20 protein-coding genes and 2 pseudogenes are annotated in these 22645 nt (G+C 65.5%); 14 read left to right on the top strand and 8 right to left on the bottom strand.

Going from position 1 to position 22645, the window contains the following annotated elements; translation table 11 throughout:
• The first annotated feature begins 129 nt into the window (after window positions 1-129).
• Window positions 130-975 (top strand): alpha/beta fold hydrolase, encoded by an 846-nt coding sequence (locus ACFYQ5_RS34760; protein WP_389203451.1) that lies wholly within the window; start codon window positions 130-132, stop codon window positions 973-975.
• A 267-nt stretch (window positions 976-1242) separates the two neighbouring features.
• Window positions 1243-1962 carry a hypothetical protein gene (locus ACFYQ5_RS34755; RefSeq protein ID WP_389203449.1) on the top strand — a complete coding sequence of 240 codons (720 nt, stop codon included), beginning with the start codon at window positions 1243-1245 and terminating at the stop codon, window positions 1960-1962.
• Window positions 1963-2134: 172 nt separating this feature from the next.
• Here ACFYQ5_RS34755 and ACFYQ5_RS34750 read toward each other — a convergent pair.
• Window positions 2135-2476, bottom strand: a pseudogene (locus ACFYQ5_RS34750) (ATP-binding protein); the annotation flags it as partial.
• A 391-nt stretch (window positions 2477-2867) separates the two neighbouring features.
• Between ACFYQ5_RS34750 and ACFYQ5_RS34745 the strand changes: the two are divergent.
• Together ACFYQ5_RS34745 and ACFYQ5_RS34740 are read left to right on the top strand one after the other, a co-directional pair.
• On the top strand, window positions 2868-3278 hold the full coding sequence (locus tag ACFYQ5_RS34745) for a winged helix-turn-helix transcriptional regulator (protein WP_389203447.1): 411 nt from the start codon (window positions 2868-2870) through the stop codon (window positions 3276-3278).
• A gap of 197 nt (window positions 3279-3475) precedes the next feature.
• Window positions 3476-3880 (top strand): hypothetical protein, encoded by a 405-nt coding sequence (locus ACFYQ5_RS34740; protein WP_389203446.1) that lies wholly within the window; start codon window positions 3476-3478, stop codon window positions 3878-3880.
• A gap of 11 nt (window positions 3881-3891) precedes the next feature.
• Here the strand turns inward: ACFYQ5_RS34740 and ACFYQ5_RS34735 are convergent.
• A pseudogene (locus ACFYQ5_RS34735) lies at window positions 3892-4302 on the bottom strand (ATP-binding protein); the annotation flags it as partial.
• Window positions 4303-4322: 20 nt separating this feature from the next.
• On the opposite strand from ACFYQ5_RS34735, the gene ACFYQ5_RS34730 reads away from it, so the two are divergent.
• The 3 genes from ACFYQ5_RS34730 (at window position 4323) to ACFYQ5_RS34720 (ending at window position 8217) form a co-directional block, all read left to right on the top strand.
• Window positions 4323-4931, top strand: coding sequence for a SpoIIE family protein phosphatase (locus tag ACFYQ5_RS34730; protein ID WP_389203481.1), 609 nt, complete (start codon window positions 4323-4325; stop codon window positions 4929-4931).
• Between the two features lie 1165 nt (window positions 4932-6096).
• Window positions 6097-6645: a hypothetical protein gene (locus ACFYQ5_RS34725; protein ID WP_389203444.1), complete on the top strand. Its 549-nt coding sequence runs from the start codon at window positions 6097-6099 to the stop codon at window positions 6643-6645.
• Window positions 6646-7368: 723 nt separating this feature from the next.
• Window positions 7369-8217, top strand: a complete 849-nt coding sequence (locus tag ACFYQ5_RS34720) for an MBL fold metallo-hydrolase (RefSeq protein WP_389203443.1) — start codon at window positions 7369-7371, stop codon at window positions 8215-8217.
• Between the two features lie 139 nt (window positions 8218-8356).
• Here ACFYQ5_RS34720 and ACFYQ5_RS34715 read toward each other — a convergent pair whose 3' ends face one another.
• The 4 genes from ACFYQ5_RS34715 to ACFYQ5_RS34700 all read right to left on the bottom strand — a co-directional run bounded on the left by ACFYQ5_RS34715 (window position 8357) and on the right by ACFYQ5_RS34700 (window position 12367).
• Window positions 8357-9616: an MFS transporter gene (locus ACFYQ5_RS34715; protein WP_389203442.1), complete on the bottom strand. Its 1260-nt coding sequence runs from the start codon at window positions 9614-9616 to the stop codon at window positions 8357-8359.
• Between the two features lie 155 nt (window positions 9617-9771).
• Window positions 9772-10341 (bottom strand): TetR/AcrR family transcriptional regulator, encoded by a 570-nt coding sequence (locus tag ACFYQ5_RS34710; RefSeq protein WP_389203440.1) that lies wholly within the window; start codon window positions 10339-10341, stop codon window positions 9772-9774.
• A 205-nt stretch (window positions 10342-10546) separates the two neighbouring features.
• Window positions 10547-11548, bottom strand: a complete 1002-nt coding sequence (locus ACFYQ5_RS34705; protein WP_389203438.1) for an NAD(P)-dependent alcohol dehydrogenase — start codon at window positions 11546-11548, stop codon at window positions 10547-10549.
• Between the two features lie 165 nt (window positions 11549-11713).
• Window positions 11714-12367, bottom strand: coding sequence for a TetR/AcrR family transcriptional regulator (locus tag ACFYQ5_RS34700; protein WP_389203436.1), 654 nt, complete (start codon window positions 12365-12367; stop codon window positions 11714-11716).
• Window positions 12368-12836: 469 nt separating this feature from the next.
• On the opposite strand from ACFYQ5_RS34700, the gene ACFYQ5_RS34695 reads away from it, so the two are divergent.
• From ACFYQ5_RS34695 to ACFYQ5_RS34665, 7 genes are all read left to right on the top strand, one after another.
• Window positions 12837-13871, top strand: coding sequence for a hypothetical protein (locus tag ACFYQ5_RS34695; RefSeq protein WP_389203434.1), 1035 nt, complete (start codon window positions 12837-12839; stop codon window positions 13869-13871).
• 133 nt (window positions 13872-14004) lie between these two features.
• Complete coding sequence (locus tag ACFYQ5_RS34690) at window positions 14005-14454, top strand: winged helix-turn-helix transcriptional regulator (protein ID WP_389203432.1); 450 nt, start codon at window positions 14005-14007, stop codon at window positions 14452-14454.
• 1325 nt (window positions 14455-15779) lie between these two features.
• Complete coding sequence (locus tag ACFYQ5_RS34685; RefSeq protein ID WP_389203431.1) at window positions 15780-16601, top strand: alpha/beta hydrolase; 822 nt, start codon at window positions 15780-15782, stop codon at window positions 16599-16601.
• A 71-nt stretch (window positions 16602-16672) separates the two neighbouring features.
• Window positions 16673-17524, top strand: coding sequence for a lipase family alpha/beta hydrolase (locus ACFYQ5_RS34680; RefSeq protein WP_389203429.1), 852 nt, complete (start codon window positions 16673-16675; stop codon window positions 17522-17524).
• A 189-nt stretch (window positions 17525-17713) separates the two neighbouring features.
• The gene (locus ACFYQ5_RS34675) at window positions 17714-18238 is read left to right on the top strand and encodes a TetR/AcrR family transcriptional regulator (RefSeq protein WP_389203428.1); all 525 of its coding nucleotides are present in this window, start codon (window positions 17714-17716) and stop codon (window positions 18236-18238) included.
• A 29-nt stretch (window positions 18239-18267) separates the two neighbouring features.
• On the top strand, window positions 18268-19029 hold the full coding sequence (locus tag ACFYQ5_RS34670) for a GNAT family N-acetyltransferase (protein WP_389203426.1): 762 nt from the start codon (window positions 18268-18270) through the stop codon (window positions 19027-19029).
• Window positions 19030-19369: 340 nt separating this feature from the next.
• Window positions 19370-19792, top strand: a complete 423-nt coding sequence (locus ACFYQ5_RS34665; protein WP_389203424.1) for a 4-oxalocrotonate tautomerase family protein — start codon at window positions 19370-19372, stop codon at window positions 19790-19792.
• A gap of 422 nt (window positions 19793-20214) precedes the next feature.
• On the opposite strand, the gene ACFYQ5_RS34660 is transcribed toward ACFYQ5_RS34665, so the two are convergent.
• Entirely contained in the window at window positions 20215-21102 is an 888-nt protein-coding gene (locus ACFYQ5_RS34660) for a helix-turn-helix transcriptional regulator (protein ID WP_389203422.1), read from the bottom strand.
• Window positions 21103-21105: 3 nt separating this feature from the next.
• Window positions 21106-22029, bottom strand: a complete 924-nt coding sequence (locus ACFYQ5_RS34655; RefSeq protein WP_389203420.1) for an NAD(P)H-binding protein — start codon at window positions 22027-22029, stop codon at window positions 21106-21108.
• Window positions 22030-22645 lie beyond the last annotated feature (616 nt).

Here is a 22645-nt window from a genome sequence, read left to right as displayed (position 1 = left end):
ACCGATCGGTGTACGGTTTGGAAACCGATCGGTTTCCCTTCGTTGATGCGTCGGTCCTGAAAACGTCACCGCGTCAGACCCTTCGGAAACCGGCATGATCCAGCCCGACGAACGAGAAGGCGTACCACCATGACGGCGTACATCGAAGCCCCCACCCGGACCGTCGACGCTGCCAACGGCGTCCGCTTCGCCTACCGCGAACTTGGCGACGGAGGTGTGCCGCTCGTACTGTTCCAGCACTTCCGGGGCAACCTTGACAACTGGGACCCCGCCCTGGTCGAGGCGCTGGCGGCGAACCGGCGGGTCGTGACGTTCGACAACACCGGAGTGGGCGCGTCAAGCGGGACCACCCCGGCCACCGTGGAACTCATGGCCCACGACGCGATCGCCTTCCTGGACGCCCTGGGCATCGACCGGGCCGACATCCTCGGCTTCTCCCTCGGAAGCTTCGTGGCCCAGGAAGTGGCCCTGATCCGGCCCGCCCTCGTGCGCCGCCTGGTCCTGGCGTCCTCCGCACCGCAGGGAGCCGCCGGTATGCATGGCTGGGCCCCCGAGGTGATCGACGCCGTCGGCGCCCGTGAGACCCAGCCGGAAAAGTTCCTCGGCATCTTCTTCGCGCCCTCACCGGCCAGTCAGCAGGCAGGTCTGGAGTTCGCCCAGCGCGCCTTCGCCCGGACCACGGATCCCGACCACCCCACTACCTGGGAAACCCGCCTCTCGCAGTACGACGCAATCACCGCGTGGGGAATCCCCAACCACGCCCTCCTGCAGCGCGTTGGCACCATCACGGCACCGGTCTTCGTGGCGAACGGTGACAGCGACCCCATGATCCTGCCGCACTACTCCCACCTGCTCGCCGGCCTTATCCCGCACGCTCAGGTCAAGATCTACCCGGATGCGGCGCACGGCTTCCTCTACCAGCACCACGCCGAGTTCGCCGCCGACGTCGACTCCTTCCTCACCAAGGAGGGCTGACACGCCCGGGGTTACGCGGATTCCACCGCGCAGCCCTGTGTCAGAAACGACCCCTCGGCAGGTCCACCCGCTGGTCGTCGAAGCCCGGGCAGGCCCTCGTCGAGTTCCCCAGGTACTACAAGAGGTCCGTACCCGATACGGACCGAGGCCGCACAGCTGCAGATCGCACGCCCCTACGCACTGTCCCCGGACAGCGCGTAGGGGCGTGCGACCCCGAAGAAGAGTGAACAGCCACCAATCGCGTGAACAGGAACAGGAAACCGTGACATGACTGATCTGCTCAATCTCGTCCTTGACGCTCACGGAGGTCTTCCTCAATGGCGCAAGGCCCGGACCATCCATGTGAAGGGATCGGTGGGCGGCCGGCTATGGGGTTGGCGCGGCCAGGAAGGGATCTACACCAACGCGGACTTCACTCTTGATGTGCAGGAACCGCATCTGGTCTACGACGACTTCACTGCCCCCGGTCTGCGCGGCGTGTTCACCCCCGACCGGGTGATGATCGAGGCACCGGACGGGAAGGTGCTGGAGGAGCGCACCGCTCCGCGAGAAGCCTTCGCCGGACATGGCCCCGAGACGCCATGGGACCGCCTTCACTCCCTGTATTTCGGAGGCTACGCCATGTGGAACTACTTCACAGCCCCCTATCTGCTTACCCGCCCTGGCGTGCAGGTGGAGGAGCTGGAGCCCTGGGACGAGGCTGGCGAGCAGTGGCGCCGACTGCGAGCGGTGTTCCCTGCGGACCTCGTCACGCACGGCAGGGAGCAGGTCTTCTACTACAACACCTCCGGCCTGCTTCGCCGCCACGACTACGCGGCGGAGGTTCTTGGCGCTCCGCCTGCAGCCCATTACAGCGACGCGCACACCGCTGTCTCCGGTTTGGTCTTCCCGACACGTCGGTACGTGGTGCCCGTCCCGGAGAGTGGCCGACCCCTGCCAGAACCTGTCTTGGTCACCATTGATGTAACCGAGGTCACCGTCGGCTGATTAATAGCCCCCTCAATCTCGACGAGTACGGGAGGCGTCTCTGACCGGGGTCTGCCTGTCGGCAGCGGAGCCAGACCACCGCGCCACCCGACCCCGAGCCAGCGTCTTTGTCTTTGACCACGCCGATGCCGACGGCGGCGTATGTGAGGGGCGAATGGGCGGGCTGATCTGAGAGGGGCTGACTCTTCTTGATCCACTCGCAGCTTGCGAGGGTGTGGACGGTGGCGGCGTCGATGTTCGGGTTGGCGTCGAAGTCGAAGGCCCGCAGGGACTTCTCCCGTGGAAAGCCCGCGGCCTTGATCCGCCGTTCCGAACGGCGCCTGGCCCGGTCGTCGCACTCGGTCATCAGCAGCTCGGCGAGGAAGCCGCGGTAGGTCATCTGGTCCTTGATCGCCCGGTCGGCGATCTCGTTGAACTCGTTGCGGATCGACGGAAGTCGCAGCAGGCGGCAGGCGGTGTCGATTGCCGCGTCGGCGGCCCGCTCGGTCAAGCCTCGCTGGCGGGGCAGGGTCACTGGGCCTCTCCCTCATGATGGCCGCCGCCGCTGGTGCGGCGACGTCGTAGCAGTTGGTCGTAGGGGCACCGACGGCAGCGGCCGGGTGTCCGGGGGAAGGTGTGCCAGGTGCCACTCGTGCAGTGACGTGACGGTCGCCGGCGTCTCACCGGGCGTCTGCGAAACGGATGTGCCGAGGACCGGTTCGTCCTCCGACGGGTCTGCCTGGGAGCCGTAATCGGCCGCATGGTCTCTGGAGCAACACCCGGCGAAGAGGTAGGCTCCGACGGTGGCTGAGGGACCGAATTCTCAGTTCGGCCTTCAAACTGCAGGCTGTGGCACTATGGGCTGCATGGTTCCTCGGCGAGATCCCGCAACCCTCAACGGCAGGCCATGCGCGATTGCTGCAACGATGGACTTGGTCGGCGACCGCTGGTCGATGCTTGTGGTGCGCGAGGTGTTCTTCGGCAATCACCAGTTCAGCCAGATAGCCCGCAACACGGGGGCGCCACGGGATCGCCTGTCGGTTCGTCTCCGCAGCCTGGTCGAGGCGGGGGTTCTCGAACGTCGATCCGTGAGTGAGGAAAGCCGTCATGAAGGCTACTACCTCACCGAGGCAGGAAAAGATCTTAGTCACGTGCTCCGGGCACTGCTTGCCTGGGGCAACAAATGGGCGGTCACGACTCCTCCCTTGCGCCTTGCCCACCATGACCATGCTCTAGAGCCGGAAAGCCATTGTTCTACATGCGGGAACACGATCGAGGACACTGATCTCATGGGAGAGATGACGGTGTCAGGATGGGACATGAGCGGGCGGTTGTAGCTCAATCCCCAGCAAGGGGCGGAGCGCTGTCCACGGACAGCGGGCCGTCCGGGTGAGCGGACTTTTCAGGTCCTTGTAGGCGGACAGTCGATCTCCCTGCCCGGTACGACTATTCGTCCCTCGGATGGGGGTGCGTGCGGGTTGGGGATAGGGCCCGGTGCGCCAGCGATGTCAGTGGTGGCTGCGATGCTGCCGGCATGATTCCTTGGAACCTGCTCGACCTCGACAAAGCCTTGCGAGCCAGTTGGGCTGCCGACACTTGCTCGCCGAGCGATTTGAGTGGCATTGCCTGGACGGCCGACAATCCTGCCTGGGGCCACTGTGACATCACCGCCTTGATCGTCCATGACATTTTCGGCGGAGATCTTGTGGTCGGCGAAGTGCATCTTGGTCGGGATCAGCACGGCTTCCACTGGTGGAACCGGCTGCCCAGCGGTGTCGAACTCGACTTGACGCGCGAGCAGTTCCAGCGGGGCGAGACCGTCACCGAGGCCCGTGTCGTCGAGCGCCCGCCGGGCCCCCTGCGTCGCTGGGACGAGTACCTTCTCCTGCGCAAGCGGGTCATCGAGCACCTCGGTCATCTGCCAGAGCCAGCCGCCTGAGCAGGTCAGGATCAGCTCGGCTGGTTCAGAGGGACGCCACCCTGACCGGTGGTGGCCTGGGTCAGCCGCAGGCTGGAGCCTTCGGTGAGGACGATGTGGGCATGGTGCAGGAGTCGGTCGACGGCGGCGGTGGCCAGCGTCTTGGGCATGATCGAATCGAAGCCTGAAGGATGCAGGTTCGAGGTGACGATCACGGACCGGCGTTCGTAGGCGGCGTCGATGACTCGGTAGAACGCTTCGGCGGCGGCCTGTCCGGAGGGCAGCATGCCGATGTCGTCGATGATGATGAGGTCGCACCGGGTGATCTTCGCGACCTTGGAGACGGTGTTGTCCACGGTCGCGCGCCCCAGGTGGGCGGTGAGCGATTCGAGAGTGAACCAGGAGACCTTCATCCCCTCGTCGATGGCCTTGTTCGCCAGAGACTCGGCGAGGTGGCTTTACCCTGTGCCCGAGGTGGCTGGACTTGGAGACGGGGCGGATGCGGGTGGCCACTGCGGGTCACCCCACGCCCTTGATCAGGGATGCGTCCAGCAACTATCTCGATCTCCAGCCGGATGTGGGTCTGCCGCTGGGGATCGAGACCGAGTACGAGTGCACCGATGTGGATGTCCATCTGCAGCCGGGGGCACTCGTGGCCTTCTTCACCGACGGCTTCTTGGGTAGCGGTGGTGGACATGAGATCACCCCCAGTCTCATCGACAGCGCCTACGAGGCTGCCCGCGGGCAGCTGGAGGCACTCGGGGACGAAGTGGTGAAGCGGGCGGCAGTACTTCCGCGCGCCTCGGACGACGCTGCTCTGATGCTTCTCCGCTACGAGGAGCCTTCCGCGCGGGCACGCAACTTCGTACGCCCTCTGGAAATCCCCAGACGCGACCTGCAAGGAGTGCAGCGAGCTCGCCACTTCCTGGGTGAGTGGCCCGCCGCATGGAACATCGAGCCGCTGGACGACGAGGCGCAGCTGATGCTGTCGGAGATCGTCACCAATGCGCTCGTGCACGCCGGCAGCGATGTGGATCTTCGGATTAGAGGCTATCCGACTCCTTGCGTGTAGAGGTCAGGGACAGCGATCCGCATCCGGCCAGAAACGTAGGGAAGGTGGGCGAGGACCAGGCGGAGGGGGGCCGGGGAATGATGATCGTCTCGGCCCTCGCGTCGGAATGGGGCAACTCGCCGAGTGGCCGCGGAAGGACAGTGTGGTTCGAGCTTCCCATCTGACTGCACTGCGGCCGGTTCGCACTGCCCCCGAGAACCTACTGCCGAACCATCCCCGGGGTTGGTGGAGCGCGAGAGAGGGATGGCGCCCGGGCTTGAGGTTTGGAAATCAAACTAACATGTGGTTAAGTATCAAGGCGTCGTCCTCTCCGGGCGCGCCTCGCAGCGTCCCCGGTCGGCTCCCCCCGTGCCGGCCGGGGACTGCCGTTGGGCGGCATATCGTGCGTCCCTGGGGTATTCGGCGGCATGCAGCCTCTGTCCGAGGCTGGTAGTCGACTTCCGCGCCCACCCGGATCATCCTCAGTCCGTATTGCCAACCCACAGCCGCTCGGCTCCGAGTGTTTGGCCAGACTCAGCGACAGTTCAATGTCGGCATGATCTCGATTGCCGTTCGCGGCATATAGGCCAGATCATCCGGATGTTGTAAACACTGTGAGTAACGACTCTAAGGCTGATAGTCGGCTGACGACCTCGGATAGACGCGGCTCCGCTCTGCCACTCAGGGCCTATGGGTGCTGCTGCGGCGATCGCAGTAGTCATACCTTTCCGGCAGCCGACGGTTCCGTGCTGCCGCGATCACACTCTCCTGTGCGGACATCCTTGCTGCTTTCCTCCTGGCCGCGACTAGGGTGAGGGACCGGCTGCGAACCGGTGAAGGCTGCCTGCGGGTGGGCAGTTGATATCCCGTAGCGTCCTGCGCCACTGTGTCTCCGGTGCGCGGCCGGGTGTGCGCGAAGAGGGGGAGATGCCACTCTCGACAGCAGTGGTGGACGATGCGGCGGCCGTTGAGTGGCGGTGATGCCGGTCCGAGGGCTGCTGATGGCGCGGCCTGCTGTGCCGGTTGACGTGCATCGGGCCGCATGCGTGAGGAGGCAACTTGGTTGCGTACCATTCTAGGCTGTAGCTAGGACCATATTGCCGTGTCCTGTGGCGGTCAGCCCGCTGACGTAAGTGCAGAGGGGCAAGCCAGCACGGTGACGGGACGGACGGAAGGACAAGTGAACGTGCCTGACATCAATGTTGAAGCCGAAGACCTGGCAGCACGGTACGTGGCTCGCGTGGAAGAGGATCTTGCCAGAAACACTGAGGAGCAGGAGCGGATCGACCAGGAAATCGAGTCGCTGAGGCAGAGGCAGGAGGCCCTGCAGCGGAATCGCGTGGTGCTGTTGGGAGTGCAGACGGCTCTCAGAGGCCAGATCGATGGCAACGTGCCTGCACCTCACGGCTCGACCGCGGGCTCGGAAGGTTCGACTGTGCCACAGCGGCCCGACCAGTCGGGTACTCCGAGAATGTCCGAGCCGGGCAGGGCCCTCAAGCCTACGCTGGTCGATCTTGTGTGCAGTCACCTTTCCGGTCAGCCCGAACCCCGATCGGCGGGGGAGGTATCCACCGACATCGCTGAGAGCCATCCCGAGCGGCCCGTAAAACTTACCGTTGTCCGAGCGACCCTCGAAGCGCTTGTTGCGCAGGGGCGGGTCAGCAGGAGCAAGCAGGGCAGGTCTGTTTTCTACAGCTCCACACCTCTTGGCCGAGAGATGTCTCCGGCCAGCTGACCCCACGGTAGGACCTCTCGGCTCTGCACCCCTCGTGACGGCACCTTCCGTCATCGGGGGGCGCCGCACGACGAAGCGTTTCCCTTGGGATGGTCGCCTGAGTATCTCAGTTTGAAATACGAACTGCAAGTGCGCCGACGTCCACAGAACACGATACTGATGACGCTGAGGGGCGCGCCCGTGTACCCGCGATGAGAACCTGAGTCAGTGGTGTTCCATATCTCAAGTGCGTCCTCTCCGGCAGCGACCCGACAGAACGCCATCCGCAGTCCGCCCGAGGGAACGCAGGTCTGCCCGTGAAGGGCGCTGGACGGGGCACGCTCGACAACTGTGAAGTCATGGGCATCGGCTGGACCGCACTGCTGAGCCGGGGCAGCGGCTCGCTGGCCGTGCGCGGATGCAGGGGCAGCACCCCTGCTGGCGCCGGAGGGCCGGGCAATGTGGTTATGGCCTCTGCCGACAGGCTGCACTCCGTGCTCGGCTGGGGCATCTTGCCTGAACGGCGTGAGCTTCGGACCCGGCAGCCCGACCGTGCGCAGTGCCTGACTCGAGTGCCCCCGCGCGGGAATCTGATCACCCTCGTGCGCAGACATGCGCTGCTCCCAGTAGAAATGTTATAGGCAAACAGGGTTTACTTGTAACGCGGATGTTTTGCTGGTCATCCGTCGGTGCTTGCCGCGCAGAGCCCCGACCAGCATCTTCGTGAGAAGTAAGGAGCTGTTCATGCCGCAGGGTCAGCTGACGTACGAGGTCTTCGTCGCACCGGGGATCCCGACCACTGTGACCGACCTGCCCCCAGACCTGGATCGACGCATGTGGTCGCCGATCTCCTCGACGCTGATCTACGGGGACCGTGACGCCGTCCTCGTCGACCCGCTGATGACGATCAGTCAGGCCGATGCCCTCGTCGAGTGGGTCGCGGCCCGGGACAAGCGGCTCGCCGCTGTGTATGTCACCCACGCGCACGGCGACCACTGGTTCGGCCTCTCCCGGATCCTCAAGGCGTTCCCCGATGCTCATGCGCTGGCGTTTCCGCATGTGGTCGAACGTATGAACGCGCAGGCCAGTCCCGAATTCGTGGAATCCTTCTGGAACACGCGATTCCCCGGCCAGATTCCGATCGATCTGGTCCTGCCGGAACCGATGCAGGGCGCCTTCATGGAACTCGAGGGGCACCGGCTGGAAGCCATCCCTCTGGGGCACACCGACACCGACGACACGACGTGTCTGCACGTACCGTCCCTCGACCTGGTCCTGGCCGGCGACGCCGTGTACAACAACGTGCATCTCTACCTGTCGGAGTCTCCCGAGGAGGGCCGTGAGCAGTGGCTCGCGGCCCTCGACGTGATCGAGAACCTCAACCCGCGCCTGGTGGTCGCCGGGCACAAGGACCCGAAGCTCGCCGACACGGTAACCGCCATCAGTGAGACGCGCGCATATATCCACAACTTCGCGCGACTCGAGGAGAAGGCGACCTCCCCACTTGAGCTCTACAAGGCCATGTTGGAGATCTACCCGGACCGGATCAACCGTGGGGCTCTGTGGGGCTCGGCCCGTTTCGCTCTTGGGTAGTCCGCCACACGACAGATAGCGCTTGAGGTCGTGTGCTCTCCCCAGGTGCGCGACGAAGGATCCTGCATCGGCCACTCGTCCGATGCAGGATCCTCATGCAGGCTGATACCTAACCGCCGGCGTAAGCCCACAGCCATGATCAGTCGACAGCGGATACCCGGGCGTCCTCCTGGACGAGAACGACCGTGGGCTCCTTCGCCACAGTGGTGTTGCGGCGCGCAGTGACCGCCATGAAGACGAGGGCAACGGCGCAGGCGATGCCACTGGCAACGGTTCCCATGACTGCGGAACTGCGGACACCGGAGGCATTGACCGCCACACCACTGAACAGGGAACCGCTTGCCACAGCCACCTGCACGACGGCGGTGAATGAGGCATTGACGGCCTCGGGGGAGAACTTGTCCTGGCCGAACGTGTAGAGCCAGTGCTGCAGGGCCACGGGAGCGTTCCCCCAGGAGAGACCCCACAGAGCGAGTCCGACGCAGACCGCGGCCGTGACGGTTCCGCCCGCGCTCAGCGCCAGCAGCCCGCCGACACCAGCGACGAGGGTGGCGACAACCGTGCCGCGGATGCTGCGCCCGAGCAAGGCGCCGCCCCCGAAGTTGCCGACGATGGTCAGCAGACCGTAGCCGAGCAGCAGGCCGCTGGCAGCGCCGGTGCTGAGGGATGTGACGTCGTGCAGGTAGGGCACGACGAAGGTGTAGGCGCTGAACTGGGCGTAGACCACGAGGAATACCACCGCGAGGATTACGACGGCGGGCAGGGAACGCAGCAGCGGGGTGAAGTGGGCCATGGTGACTCGGTCCGCCGCGGGGATCTTTGGAAGGACGAGCACCTGGACGACGACGGACAGTACCGCCACGGCCGCGGCGGCGACGAACGTCATCTGCCAGTTGGTGTGATCGGCGATCAGGCTGGCGCTGGGCACGCTGACGACAGACCCGACGGCGATGGCGCCGAAGACCACGGATGACGCTGTGTGGACGATGCGAGCGGGAACGAGCCGGGCCGCCGCTGAGACGGAGGTGGCCCAGACGCCGCCGATGCTGATACCGAGGATCAGCCGGGATACCAGCAGCGTGGCGAAATTCGGCGCCGCGGCGGACAGAACAGCGGTCACGGCGATGAGAGAGGTCAGAGCGATGATGGCAAGCCGCCGGTCCAGACGCCGCATGAGGACTGTGGCCACGGGGGCGGCGACGGCCCCGGAGAGGGCGGGAAGGGTCACGAGCAGGCCGGCTGCACCCTCGCTGACACCGAAACTGGTGCTGATTTGCGGGAGTGCGCCAACTGGCACGAACTCTGACACGACTACGGAGAAGGCGCCGAGCGCGATGGCCACGACCGCGATCAGCGGATGCCTGGACGTGTTGCGAGCGTGGGAGGGCGGTGAGGACATGGGGATACGTCTTTCTGTGTGGAGACGGAGAGCGAGAGCTCTTGAGACCGATCGGTGCGGAATTTGGGCGCAAGACACCCTGGTTTGTCCTGCGGTGATGGATGTGAAGCACCCTTGTTCCGTCGCGACGGGGGCGACGGGGGCGACGGAACGTCTTAGCGGAAGCGCGTCAGCAGGTCATCCGTCCCTGTGTCGAGCTCGAGGTCGGGGCAGCCCAGGCGCGCTTGAACGCGTAGGCCGAGCCAGGCGTTGTGGATGGTATCGGCAGCGCTGTCGCGCTGCTCCGCCCCGACACCCGCCCATCGCTCCTCCTGGCGCAGAAGCCAGGCGATGACGTCGCGTGAGCGGGTGAAGTAGGCCGAGACGGCCTGCAGTACCTCTTGGTCGTCCGGCCGCTCCGTAGCGGCGTTCACTGCGTAGCAGCCGGACGGGCAGTTGTGGATCTCCACGCGTGAGCGCAGCAGGGCGCGGATTCCGGCGAGACCGCCGCCGGGCACTGCCTCGACGGCCTCGCTGTGTGAGGCCTCCGCATGCTCGATGTAGGTGGTCAGAGTGCGTAGATACAGGTCGTGCTTGCTGCCGAATGTGTCGTACAGGCTGCGTTTTCCGACGCCCATCGCGGCGGTCAGGGTATCGGTGGAGGTCCGTTCGTAGCCGTGCTGCCAGAACTCGAGCATTGCCTTCTCGAGCGCGACAGCGGGTTCGAAGCTCTTCGTTCGCGCCATTGGGGCACCTCCCACTCTGCAGCCTAGGCATTGAGACCGATCGGTGCAAATAGAGACCGGGAGATGTGAGCCACAGTCCGTACGAGAGCTTCGGTGCGTCACCCGTGCACGCTGCCGGGCCTGGCCGCGGGGCCTGACTCAGGTCGGACTTCCCGCTCTGCGACTTGGGTCGGGTGCCACCGCCACCGGCGTCTTCCATGGGCGATCAGATGTCGATGACCACTTTGCCGAAGTGCGAGCCGGAGGTGAAGTAGCGCAGAGCGTCTCCAAGCTCATCGAGGGGGAAGGAGCGGTCGATCACGGGCCGGATCCCGGACCCCTCGATGGCGCGGATCATCTCGCGCTGCTGCTGGTGATGTCCGACGAGGACACCACGCAGCCTGAGCTGCTTCATGTCAATCTCTCCGGTGGGTACCTCACCGGAGATTCCGGTCAGGACTCCGATCATGGAGATCTTCCCGCCGATGCGGACTGCTCGGATCGACTGGGGGAGGGTTGAAGGGCCGCCGACTTCCAGGACGAGGTCTGCGCCGCCCCCGGTCCACTGGTGGATGTGGTCTCCCCACTCGGGCACGGTGCGGTAGTTGAGTACGTAGTCCGCCCCGAGTGCACGGGCGCGCTCGAGCTTCTCGTCGGACGAGGATGTGACGATCGCAGTGGCGCCGGCGAGCTTGGCGAACTGGAGGGCGTACATGGACACGCCGCCGGTGCCCAGCAGTACGACGGTGTCCCCGGGCCTGATCCCGCCGTCGCCCATCAGCGCGGACCACGCCGTCAGACCGGCGACGGTCAGGGTCGCGGATTCGGCGTGGCTGTAGCCTCGCGGGGCACGGTCGAACTGCGCGGCCTGGGCCACCACGATCTCGCGCGCGTAGCCGGGCAGCCCGATACCGGGTGTGGTCCCGAAGTGGTCGACGACTGGATTGCCGGCCTGCCAGGTAGGGAAGAAGCGGCCGACGACCGAGTCGCCGGGGGAGAGGTGGGTCACTCCGTCGCCGACGGCCTCGACCACACCCGCACCATCGGCCAGCGGGACATGGTCCGCGGCCGTATCGGGATCAGCCATGACGATGTTGTCGTGGTAGTTCAGAGCGCTTGCATGTATCCGGACCCGTACCTCGCCCGGTCGGGGGTGACCGGGGTCGGGCAGGTCGACGACCTCCACCGGGTTCTTTTCGCCAGGACGCCGAACGACTACAGCCCTCATAGCGCTTCTCCTTCACATGCGTGAGTGGTGACGTGCTGTCGAGGCGTGAGCAGCACGCGAACGAAAATAGATTACCTGCATCATCTATTCTTCGGGCGCTGGGTCATGTGTCACTCAGTGTGATGACTCAGTCGACTGAGGGAGGTGCCGACGCTCGGGCTGATGTCAGTATTCGCTCCGAGAGGGGCGAACCGTTCGTCGCTCGCGCGAGCACGAGCGCTCCGACCATGGTGGAGAGCGCTGCGAGGGCCTCGTCGGTCGCTTGATCGGCTTCCCTGTCAGGCTCGCCGCTCGGGGGTGACTTCGGCGGGCACTACAGGCGGATCCCAGTGGGGGATCGAGCCAACGGGACAGTTCTCGCACCCCCTCCACGACGTGCTGCCTGGCCTCCGAGTGGGCAGGTCTGCGTGAGATGTCCGCGCTCAGCCCGGATGCGGGGCAGTCGTGTGCCGTGTCGTCCCGGTGCCCGGGAGACAGGTAGTAGTCGATCAAGGCGGTCCGGGCCGCGTCGTGATCCCCGGTATGTGGCGCCTCGAACCCGTCGAGCAGGGCGCGCAGGTCCTCGAAGGCGTGGCCGGTAGCCTCATCTGCGAGGGTGTCCTTCGAATCGAACTGTCGGCAGAAACCGCCGGTGGTCAATCCCACCGTGCCGGTGAGCTCTGTCAGGCTGACCTCGAAGCCTTGCTCCCGGAACAGCCGGGAAGCAGCGGCGACGATCTGCTCCCGGTGCTCAGCGGCCTGAGCCCGTGACGCCCGTCCCGTCGACTCATCTCTCTCTGCCTGCCCTGTCTGCGGGTTCCGATCCTGCGACTGTCCCACTCCAGCCGTTCATCGTGGCATCGCATATCCGACTTCTGCTTGTATTCCATGGCGCGTTGCTCACCAGGCACAACTGGTTTAATATCGAAACTGCTTGGCTGTCGACCTGCCCTGCCCGACGATGGCGTCGGCCCCACGGGTGCTCGACTCGACTCCTGTGACCTACCGGCTGCGATCGGCGCAGCGGCGGGCCGACGGGGCAGGCCAGGCGACTACCCCCATCGTCACGCACGGCGCGGACGGCCGTTGGCCGACTGCGGGATGCCCCCAAGAGGTCGGCTGGACGAAGTTGTCGGCCGGCACGGGGACCGTGCGAGGCCTGCACGTTATGAGGTACCCAATGAACTCGGTGGCCAGTGGCGCAGCGCCCGTGGACACACGCTTGACTGACGCGCCGCCGACCTTGGCCGCCGCAGAGAAGGAACGAGACACACCGGGCGGGATGCTCGCACCATCTGGCATGCCCCACGTGGCCGCTGAAGACAAGGGGCGGGACGAACCGACCGGCAACCCCGCATTCCCCGCCGCTTCGGACGACCTGCGTAGGGAAAGACGTGCCGAGCGCATCGGCTTGCTCTCCGTCTCGCTCGGTGCCGCAGGTCTCGGCGGAGCCTGGCAGTCGGCCACGGCGACGGTCTCCGCTCCCGTCGGTATCAGTGACGGGCTGTTCGCTGTCAGCGGTCTGGTGTGGTTGGTTCTGCTGGCCGAGTACGTTCGCCACGGCGGAGCGCGCTGGGCGAATCTGCGGCACGACCTCAGTCACCCTGGCCAAGGATTCGCCCTAGCCTATGTCCCTATCGTCGGAATGCTCTTCGCCGGACATTTTTCCCGATTCGGACTTGATCCGGCGCGCTGGGCGTTTGCGGCGTTCGCTGTGATGGCCGCAGTGGTCGCCGCGCGACTGCTGGCCCACTGGCTCACCGGAACGCTCAGCTCTTCCCCACTTCACCCGGGCTATCTGCTGCCTGTGTCATCGGGCCCCTTCATCGCCAGCATCACGGCCTCCACCCTGCAGCTTCCCGAGGTTGCCGACGGAGCATTCGCCGTCGGACTGCTGTACTGGCTCGCCTTCGGTACGGTTGTTCTCGGCAGTTTGGTGGCCAGCCCCGGTCTGCCGCAGCGGGCCCGTCCCACGCTCACGGTGCTCGGAATCCCGCCGGCCATCGGGGGCCTGGCATGGACAGCATCGCACCCCGGCCCCGTGGACGCTGTCGGATACGGGTTCGCCGGCCTTGTGGCCTTCACTCTGCTCATCATCATCTGCCTGCTGCCAGATCTGCGGCAGCAGTACTTCCACACCGGCTTCTGGACCTTCTCCTTCCCCATCGCGGCTACGGCCAATTTCGCCATACGATGGGCGCACGGCGCCGACATACCCGCCTGGCGCCCGGTCATCTGGGCAGTGCTCGCGGCAGCAAGTCTGGCCTTCGCCGTGTTGGCCGTTGCCACGGCCGCCCATGTCCTCCGGAACAGGGCGCGGCCGGCAGGAGCTCACCGAGCATGACGGTCTCAGATGTATCCTCAGCCGCTCCGTCTTGGAGCAGCAGGTAGAAATTGCTACAGCCGCGGCATCCTCATGACACGTAGGCGTCAGAAGGTGTCACTGTCGGCTGTGCCGGTACGAGGGAGTGCCCGACGTGCGCAGGAAGACGTTCTCGGACGCCGATTGTCCCGTGGCCCGTTCACTGGATCAGGTAGGCGACTGGTGGTCCTTGCTGATTGTCAGGGACGCACTGGACGGGGTATGCCGCTTCGGCGAATTCCACCGGAGCCTCGGACTGGCGAAGAACGTACTCACCGCCAGGCTGAACGCCCTCGTGGACAACGGCATTCTGCGGACACAGCCAGCCTCTGACGGCACTTCATACCAGGAATACGTGCTGACCGAGAAGGGGGAGTCGCTCCGCCTGGTGCTGGCCGCGCTGCGTCAGTGGGGCCAGGACCACCTTTTCGAGCCTGACGAGAACCCGCCGCCGTTGGTGGACAGAACAACCGGCGAGCCGATCGCACGTCTGAAACTGACCAGCCAGGACGGACGGGAGCTCCACCCCCGTCAAGTCGGGGTCTCATGGACAGACCGCAGCTGAAGCCGACTCGGTGCACAGCCGGTAGGGGGAAGGAACGCAGGATGGTCCCAAGACCAGGCAGCCCAGGACAGCCGCAGGGAAACCGCCTTCGCCGTGTCCGTCTTCCCGGCACCGTCGCTGCCCCGTCCGTCGGCACGTGCCCCCGAGAACAGCCCCCGGCAGTCACGCCATCGACCGCCCGTTCCAGGTCTGACAGATCTGAATCTTGAACAGTCGGTGGGCTGGTCGGCGTGTGCCTTCGTCGGCCGGACCAGCTGCGGCATGGGCCGGTCGGGCTGCCTGGTGAGTTGCCCGGCGGCGGCCACCGGCGATTGACGTGCTGCTCGGTGGGGTCATCCGTACCGGCCTGTCGGCGGAGGGTGGGTCACCGCGTCGGTTGTCGGGCTGTACCGCACCGGAGGCCCGAAATTATCTGGATCACTGTGGACTGACCAATTGCAGCATCGACGACGATCACCTGCTCGGCGGTCTCGTTTCCGATCACCCCGAGCGAGCCAGTTCTGGTGGCGCAGTCTTGCCGAGGAGCCAAAGGCTGCGCAGATTCACCCCGTGACCTACGACATCGTGCTCGTGCGGGTGCAGCCGGGCCTGACGCTGCAGGAAATGCTCGGCCGCCTCAACGCCGGCTTTGATTCCGACGCCGATCTGCCCCTGCCCCGGCTGCCGACCCACCCGGACCGGTGCCCCCGCCAGCGCAGCCGTCCGGCTGAGCAGTGTCTCCGGTTGGGCTCAACATCACTTGAGCTGGCGGATCACAGGCCGGACCAGACGACGATGCCGGCGACGTGGAGTCCGGCCAGCAGATGGTCGTGGTCCTCCCGTAGCGAGTGGCCAGGCCGAGCCACTGCTTGAGGTGGTCGGTGCGCCGCTCGACGGTGTTGCGCTGCTGTAGGTCACGCAGTCGGCACGCAATTGACCTGCCACCCCGGCTGCCCTGTCGCACCCGGTGGCCCTGCTGGTCCGCAGGACCTGGGATCACCGCCCGGGAACCGCGCTTGCGCAGGTGGTCGCGGATCACGCGGGATCGAGTACGCCTCGTCCGTCAGGACCACGTCCGGCCAAGTGCGCGGCCGACCACCTCGTCGGGTTACCTGCAGGCCCTCGGCGCATTTCACGGCCTGCGTTCCTACGGTTGATCGGTGCCAGGCGCCCCGGCCCGGCGCGCGGGGGTGGAGCATCCGCCATCGCGCCCCACCTGCCGCTATAACCAAAAACAGTACGCTTGTTACCTAAGTCGCACTGACTTCAGACTTGTGCGGCTTGACTCAGTAGTGAGGGCCACTTAGTGTCTGAACAGACGGAACGTTCTCCCTCTTGGAGTCGATATGACGTTCAGCAATGACCAGGAAGCCCCACCAGTCGTCCTTATCCATGGCCTGTGGGTGACTCCGCGCAGCTGGGAGCACTGGGTCGAGTACTACACCTCCCAGGGCCTTCAGGTGTCTGCCCCGGCCTGGCCGGGAGTGGAGGGAGAAGTCGAGGACCTCAGGACGGACGCCTCGGGCATGGCCGGCATTGGCATCCAGCAAGTGGTGGACAGCTACGACGCCATCATCCGGGGAATGGACCGGCCTCCCATCCTGATCGGACACTCGTTCGGCGGGACCATCGTCCAGCTGCTCCTCGACCGCGGCCTCGGCTCTGCCGGTGTCGCCATCGACTCGGCGGCTGTCAAGGGCGTACTGCCCCTGCCCGTCTCCACCCTGAGGTCGACCTGGCCGGTCCTTCGCAACCCCGGCAACAAGGGGAAGGCGCTGGGATTGTCGGCGAAACAGTTCCATTACGCGTTCGCCAACACCCTCAGTGCCGAGGAATCGCTGCAGGCCTACGAGCGTTACCACGTCCCAGGGCCGGCACGAGTCCTGTTCGAGGGTGCGTTCGCCAACTTCAACTCCCAGGCTCCCACGCGCGTTGACTTCAGCAATGACGAGCGCGCTCCGCTCCTGTTCATTGCCGGAGGGGCCGACCACATCGTGCCGCCCAAGGTCAACCGTGCCAACGCCCGCCTGTACGGCAAGTCCGCGGCGATCACCGATTACCAGGAATTTGCCGGGCGGTCCCACCTCACGATCGGGCAGGAGGGCTGGCGCGAAGTCGCTGACTATGCCCTGACCTGGGCCGTCGACCACACCAACGTCCTGCGATAGGCGTTCCCCATCGGGCCTCCGGCGCCGCCGGTGGCCCCGCGCAACCTGCGCTACCAGAAAGAAGCGGAATCATGAAGCGTCGTTCCATCACCATCGCTGCCGCGACAGCGGTGGCAGGGCTGGCTGCCGCCACCGCTCTCACCCAGTCTGCCCAGGCCACCGACGTGGCCGCCCCCTCCCAGGCTGCCAAGCCCACCGTGGTCCTCGTCCACGGCGCCTGGTCCGACGCGTCCAGCTGGAAGGGTGTGACGAAGCGACTTCAGTCCGACGGCTACAAGGTGGCTGCCCCGGCAGTCCCGCTGCGCGGACTGTCCAGTGACGCCAACTACCTCTCCGACTACCTGAAGACCATCGACGGTCCGATCGTGCTCGTGGGGCACTCGTACGGCGGCTCCGTGATCACGCAGGCGGCGACTGGCAATTCCCATGTCTCCGCGCTCGTCTACGTTGCGGCCTTCGCACCGGACAAGGGCGAGAACGCCTCGGCGCTCACCGCGAAGTTCCCGGGCAGCCACATCAGCGACGACCCGAACGCCCAGATCCCGACGGCGCTCAACCCGGTGCCCTTCGACGACAACGGCACGACGAACGTCGACCTTTACATCAAGTCAGACAAGTTCCGCGATGTCTTCCTCAGCAACCGTGTCAGCGCCCGCGAAGCGTCCGTACTCGCCGCGACCCAGCGCCCGATCACCCCTCAGGCACTCGGCGAGCCCACCGGCACTCCGGCGTGGAAGACCATCCCCTCGTGGTACCTCGTGGCGATCGGCGATCACCTGATCCCGCCGGCTGCCGAGCGGTTCATGGCGAACCGTGCCCAGGCACACACGAGCGAGGTCGACGCCCCGCACGCCGTTCTGCTGACCAACCCCACCGCGGTCTCCCACGTCATCGAGCAGGCCGCGCGTTCCACCGCTAAGTAACTGGCGGCACCGACCGCCCCGGCCCTCCACCCGGCCGCGTGTTCCACGGCTGGGTGGAGGGCGCCGCGGTGTGCCGTCCTCCACCTGGCCGGGGCAGTCTCGCCTCGAGAAGGGCCGTACGAAATGACTGTGCCAGCCGAGCGTGACCTCCGGCGAACCACCCAGCGGTCCGCTGCGCGTGACCGCCTCATGTCCACCGCCGCCCGGTTGTTCTACGGCGAAGGCATCCGCGCGGTCGGTGTGGACCGGGTGGTTGAAGAAGCGCGGGTGACCCGAGCCACCTTCTACCGCCACTTCCCGAGCAAGGAGGACCTCGTCAGCTCATACCTCCAAGCGGAGGACCAGCGTATCCGCGCTCGAGTCGAGTACGGCATGACGCACGCCGGCAGCCCTCAGGAGGCATTGGGCCTGCTGATTGACGGAATCGGCCAGGAAATCTGTGCGCCGGGCTTTCGCGGCTGCCCCTTCATCAACGCCGCGGCCGAGTATCCCGACGCACAGAGCAGCGTTCATCAGGCAGTTCTGACGCACCGTTCCTGGTTCCACGAGGTGATCGTCCAGGCACTGCGCCTGGGCGGCCATCCTGATCCTGTGCTCGGGGCCGACATCATGATGGCTTTGCGGGATGGCGCCATGGTGGCGGGCTATCTCAGTGACGGCCGTGTGGCTGCGGCATCCTTCGGCCGTGCCGCACGCACGCTGATCGCGGCATAGCGTCGGACCAGACATATTACGGAAGGATCATGGACGGACCGGCGTATCAGTGGATGGTGTCCGAGTACCTGGCGAATGCACGTGAGTACTGGCTTGGCTACGGCGTCCAGGAGCAACGGAGAGACGGATACTCCCTGTTCCGGAGCGGTGTCGTGGACGCTCAGCTGAACGGGATCGTCTCCTTCGGCGGTGAGCACGTAGCCGATGAACTGGAGGAGATCGAGCGGACGTTCTCCGGCTTGCCGTGGCTGTGGTGGGTCGGGCCGGACAGTAACGGCTTGACCACCGCAGGCCTCGTTGAGCACGGCTACGCAGACGTCGGAGCCATGCCCGTCATGGCGATTGAGCTCGACCGTGTCCGAAATTCCCCGCTTCCCGTCGGGCTTGAGATCCGGAAGGTGGAGAGCGCGGCCGAACTGGCGGAGTGGGTAAGCTGCTACGTGTCCGCCTTCGGGATACGGGCGCCCCGCGAGGACATAGTGTGTCTTGAGTCGACCAGGTCCGGGATATCCGGCACCCTGGTCCGCTTCTCCGGCTACCTGCATGACCAACTCGTGGCCACTGCAGCCTTGTTCATCCACCAGGGTATCGCCGGCGTCTACGTCGTCGGCACCCTTGCGGAGTACCGAAGCCGCGGAATAGGCACGGCGCTGACAACCGCTGCACTGAACGCGGGACGGGAACAGGGACTGCGGACCGGAACACTTCAGGCCAGCAGCCTGGGGGCCCCGGTCTATGAACGCATGGGCTTCGAAGAGGTCACGAGATACCGGCTGTTCATGAAGAGGTGATGGCATGACCGGACCGGTGACCGGATTCTGGAGTCTCGTGCCCCCGACCGATCATCTCCTGATGACCCGTAAGTACCGTATCGGGCAACGCAACGACCTCCGCGCTGCCGCTGTCGTCGGACACTTCTCGCCGAGATGTTGTGGGAAGATCATGTCAGTCCGGTGTCAGTCAGTCTTGAACTGCCGACGAGTCCCCTGACTTGGCAACATCGTGACTCATGCCGTCGGTGTGCCGGCGTGCGAGTAATGCGACCCGGAGAGCAAGTGACGACGTGTGTCAGTTGCTGCTTGCCGATCAATACGTCCTGAGACCACTCACTCACAGATGTGGACCTATATCATGCCGATGCTCGACGTGTACGCCCCCGTGGGGATCTTCAGCGATAAGAAGGCTCTGGCCAAGGAGCTGGCTGAAACAATCATGCGCTGGGAGAAGGTTCCGGTCATTCCCTTCTTCACCGACAACACCGCGGCCTTCATCCACGAGCTGGATCCGGAGGCGTTCTCCACCGCCGGTGGCAGCAGTGACCACGTGCGGGTCAATATCATCACCAATGCCGGCGCCTTGGACCGTGACCAGCAGCTGGGAATCGTCAGGGACATCTCCGCACTCATAGCCAAGGCGGCAGGGGACGACTCGCTTTCGGAGCGTACATGGGTGACGCTGACCGAGGCGGTTCCCGGTGGATGGGGCATCGGCCGTCACGCGTACACCAACGAGGAAATCGTGCAGACCGTAAGGAAGCTTCTCGGTAAGGAGTAAGCGGGTGTCGGCGGCAGGAAGGATCACCAAGAAAGGTTCGGTGATCCCAGCCATCGCATGCCGGCCGGTGCCGGCACCGGAGATCGGTTGGCTGGAGCCGGGGTTTGCTGACGGCAGGGCCCCACGACCCCCGAGTCGACCAGGCCGGTCTCGGCTGCTGGGGGTACTTTGCCCACGGCCCACCCTTCCCGGTCGGCCCCTGCAACGTCGTCCGGTTCATGGTTATCACACCTGCTGCGGTGCCCGAGTTGAGGGCCGGTGCCCGTCATACGGTGCGCGGATGGAGCAAGGTGATCTCGTGATCGAAGCCCTCGGGCTCGGTCCTGGCACATCAGAAGGCGGACGGCGGCGAGGTCTTCGGCAGGATCGTGCTGACATTTCAGGGACGGACTCACGACCTGCCGCAGCGCCTGCATGTTCCCTCAGACGGCGGTAGGGGCGTGAGACGTCGCGCCCAGGTCGTCCTCCGGCGCGTCCACGAGCAGGTGAAGCTTCCCTGCGGAGGCGGTGTTGAGAGGGCGGTGCACCAGCAGAGCCTGATGTGGAGCGTCCGCCATACACAGTGCGTCCACCGCGACCTGCACAGGGCCGACGGCCGGATGGTGAATGACTATTGCGGGCGAACCTCTCTCCTTCCTCGGTTGCTGAGCCCAGTGGTGCCGGAAGGCGATGCTCTTGACGGATAGTTCGCCGATCAGGCCGACAAGGGCGGAGTCATCGGGATTGTCATGTACTGCCCTTCGCAGATTGTCCACGCAGACTCGGGCATATTTGCTTCGGTCGGCCAACAGGGAGCGCCCCCAGCCAGTGTCCAGGAAGACAAGCCTGGCGATATTGCGCTCGGACTTCTCGAGAAGAGCGAAGTCGCCCAGCAGCAAGCCTGCCAGGCTATTCCACCGGAGCACGGCCATGCTGCGGTCAATGATCAGAGCAGGGGTGCCGGCCAGGGCGTCCAGTGTCTGTGTGAGAACTGGAGCGACCGCCTGGCGATCGGTTCGACGGCTCCGGGCAGGACCAGTCCGCTGGGTTTCGGCGTGGTCAATGGCATGATGCAACTCCTGAGCCTGCGCAGCGGTCATTCTCATGACCTGGGCGAGTGAATCGAGAATGTCCGGTGAGACGTTGTGGACCCGCCCCTGCTCCAGACGCGTGTAGTAGCTGAGGCTGATGCCGGCAGCCCTGGCGACCTCTTCACGCCGCAGCCCCTCGACACGACGCCGGTTGAGGCCGGAGGACATACCTATGTCCTCCGGCCTCAACTGGGCCCGGAGGTACCGCAGAAGGTTCCCTCGGGCCTCAGGAGTGGTCATGCGTCAGTTCTTCGACTTCACAGCGGGCACGAAGTGCGAGCCGCTCTGGGCAAAGGCATCCCGCTGCTCATCGACGAAGGCTTCGACGGACAGGGGGGTGCGGTCGCCGACGACCTCGATGAGGTTGTTCGTTCCCTGGAAGATGCCGTTCCGGTAGTCGATGGCCACATTGCTCAGATGCTGGATGAGGTGGGCGGACTTGCCCAGAGACGCCAGGCCCTCGGCGAACTCGGCCACACTGACAGGCTCGTAGCTGACCGGGATGCCCAGCGCTGTGGAAATGGCATCCGCGATGCCGTGGTGGTCCAATTCGACCGGTCCGTACAGAGGGTAGGCCTGGCGGTCGTGCGGCTCCGGGTTCTCGAGCACGGCGGCGATGACGTGGGCCTGGTCGATTCCGGCGACGGGAGCGTGGCGGCCTTCTCCCAGCGGGAGGCGGAGGACGCCCTTGCCGTCCTCAAGGCCCCACCACCAGATGAGCCACTCGGCGAAGAACGTCGGTCGCAGGTGAGTGGTAAGCAGTGATGTGCGGTCCAGGACGCGCTCGCAGAGCCAGTGCTGTCGTGCGGCGTTGCTGACTGCTTCCCGCCGTGCCGAGATCTGTGACATGTTGACCACCGACCGGACACCGGCCTCACTGGCGGCCTGAGCGAAGATGACCGTCGCGTCCACCAGGCCGGGGCCGATGGGGTAGCAGAAGTATGCGCCGCTGACTCCGCGCACTGCCGTGCTCACATCATCGAAGTCGAGAAGATCCCCTACGGCGATTTCGGCGCCGGCGGCAGCCAGTGCGCGGGAACGGTCGTCCTCCCGATGCACAAGGGCGCGTACGCGGTGCCCCCGCTCCAGCAGGAGGCGCACCGTCTCCTTGCCCGTGGTGCCCGTTGCGCCGGTGATGAGGAAGAGGCGGTCTTCCTGTGTGGACATTTGCGGTGTCCTTTCTGAGTGTCATGACTGCCGCGACCGGGGGCGGCCGTGCAGAGACCGGTGATCGTGCTGCTGGTGACGAGGAAGTCCACGGAGGACTATGGCCCGCGGTCGGCGAGCTGGTGGACTCAGGCGACGGTACGGAAACCGGAACATGGGTGGTTCCATGCCTAAAGGCCCCGCTGGCCTGTACGGGAGGCGTCCCGGAGACCGGTTCAGGACCGGCCGCCCACTAGCTGACTATGGCATGCCATAGCCAGAATCTTATACAGATCCACCTGGCTACGCAAAGGCGCAGCCAGGTGGAGTAGGGTCCGGTACCAGGGTGAAGATGCATCAAGGCGCCAGCCTGTGGGGTCTGTTCGCAGTGAGCAGCTGGTCCGCGAGGAGCCCTGAGTAGCTGCTTCGGCGGCGTGAACTCGGCTTGCGGTGCCTCGGTGTACGGAGACCTTGCACAGTCGCCCGCCCTTGCGGCACCTCCAAGGCCGTGCACGTACCGGAGGGGCGGCCGCGACCGTGGTGGGCCTGGCGGGTGCCGAGTTCGTGGCTCTGTCGATGACGAAGAGCAGCGTTTCTCGGGCAGCTCAGGAGGCGCGAACGCCTGGCGGCGGGCCGC

Source organism: Streptomyces sp. NPDC005794 (assembly GCF_042871445.1).
Classification (GTDB): domain Bacteria; phylum Actinomycetota; class Actinomycetes; order Streptomycetales; family Streptomycetaceae; genus Streptomyces.
Note: the sequence above shows the minus strand (reverse complement) of the source record. Positions and strands in the feature narration are given on the sequence as shown.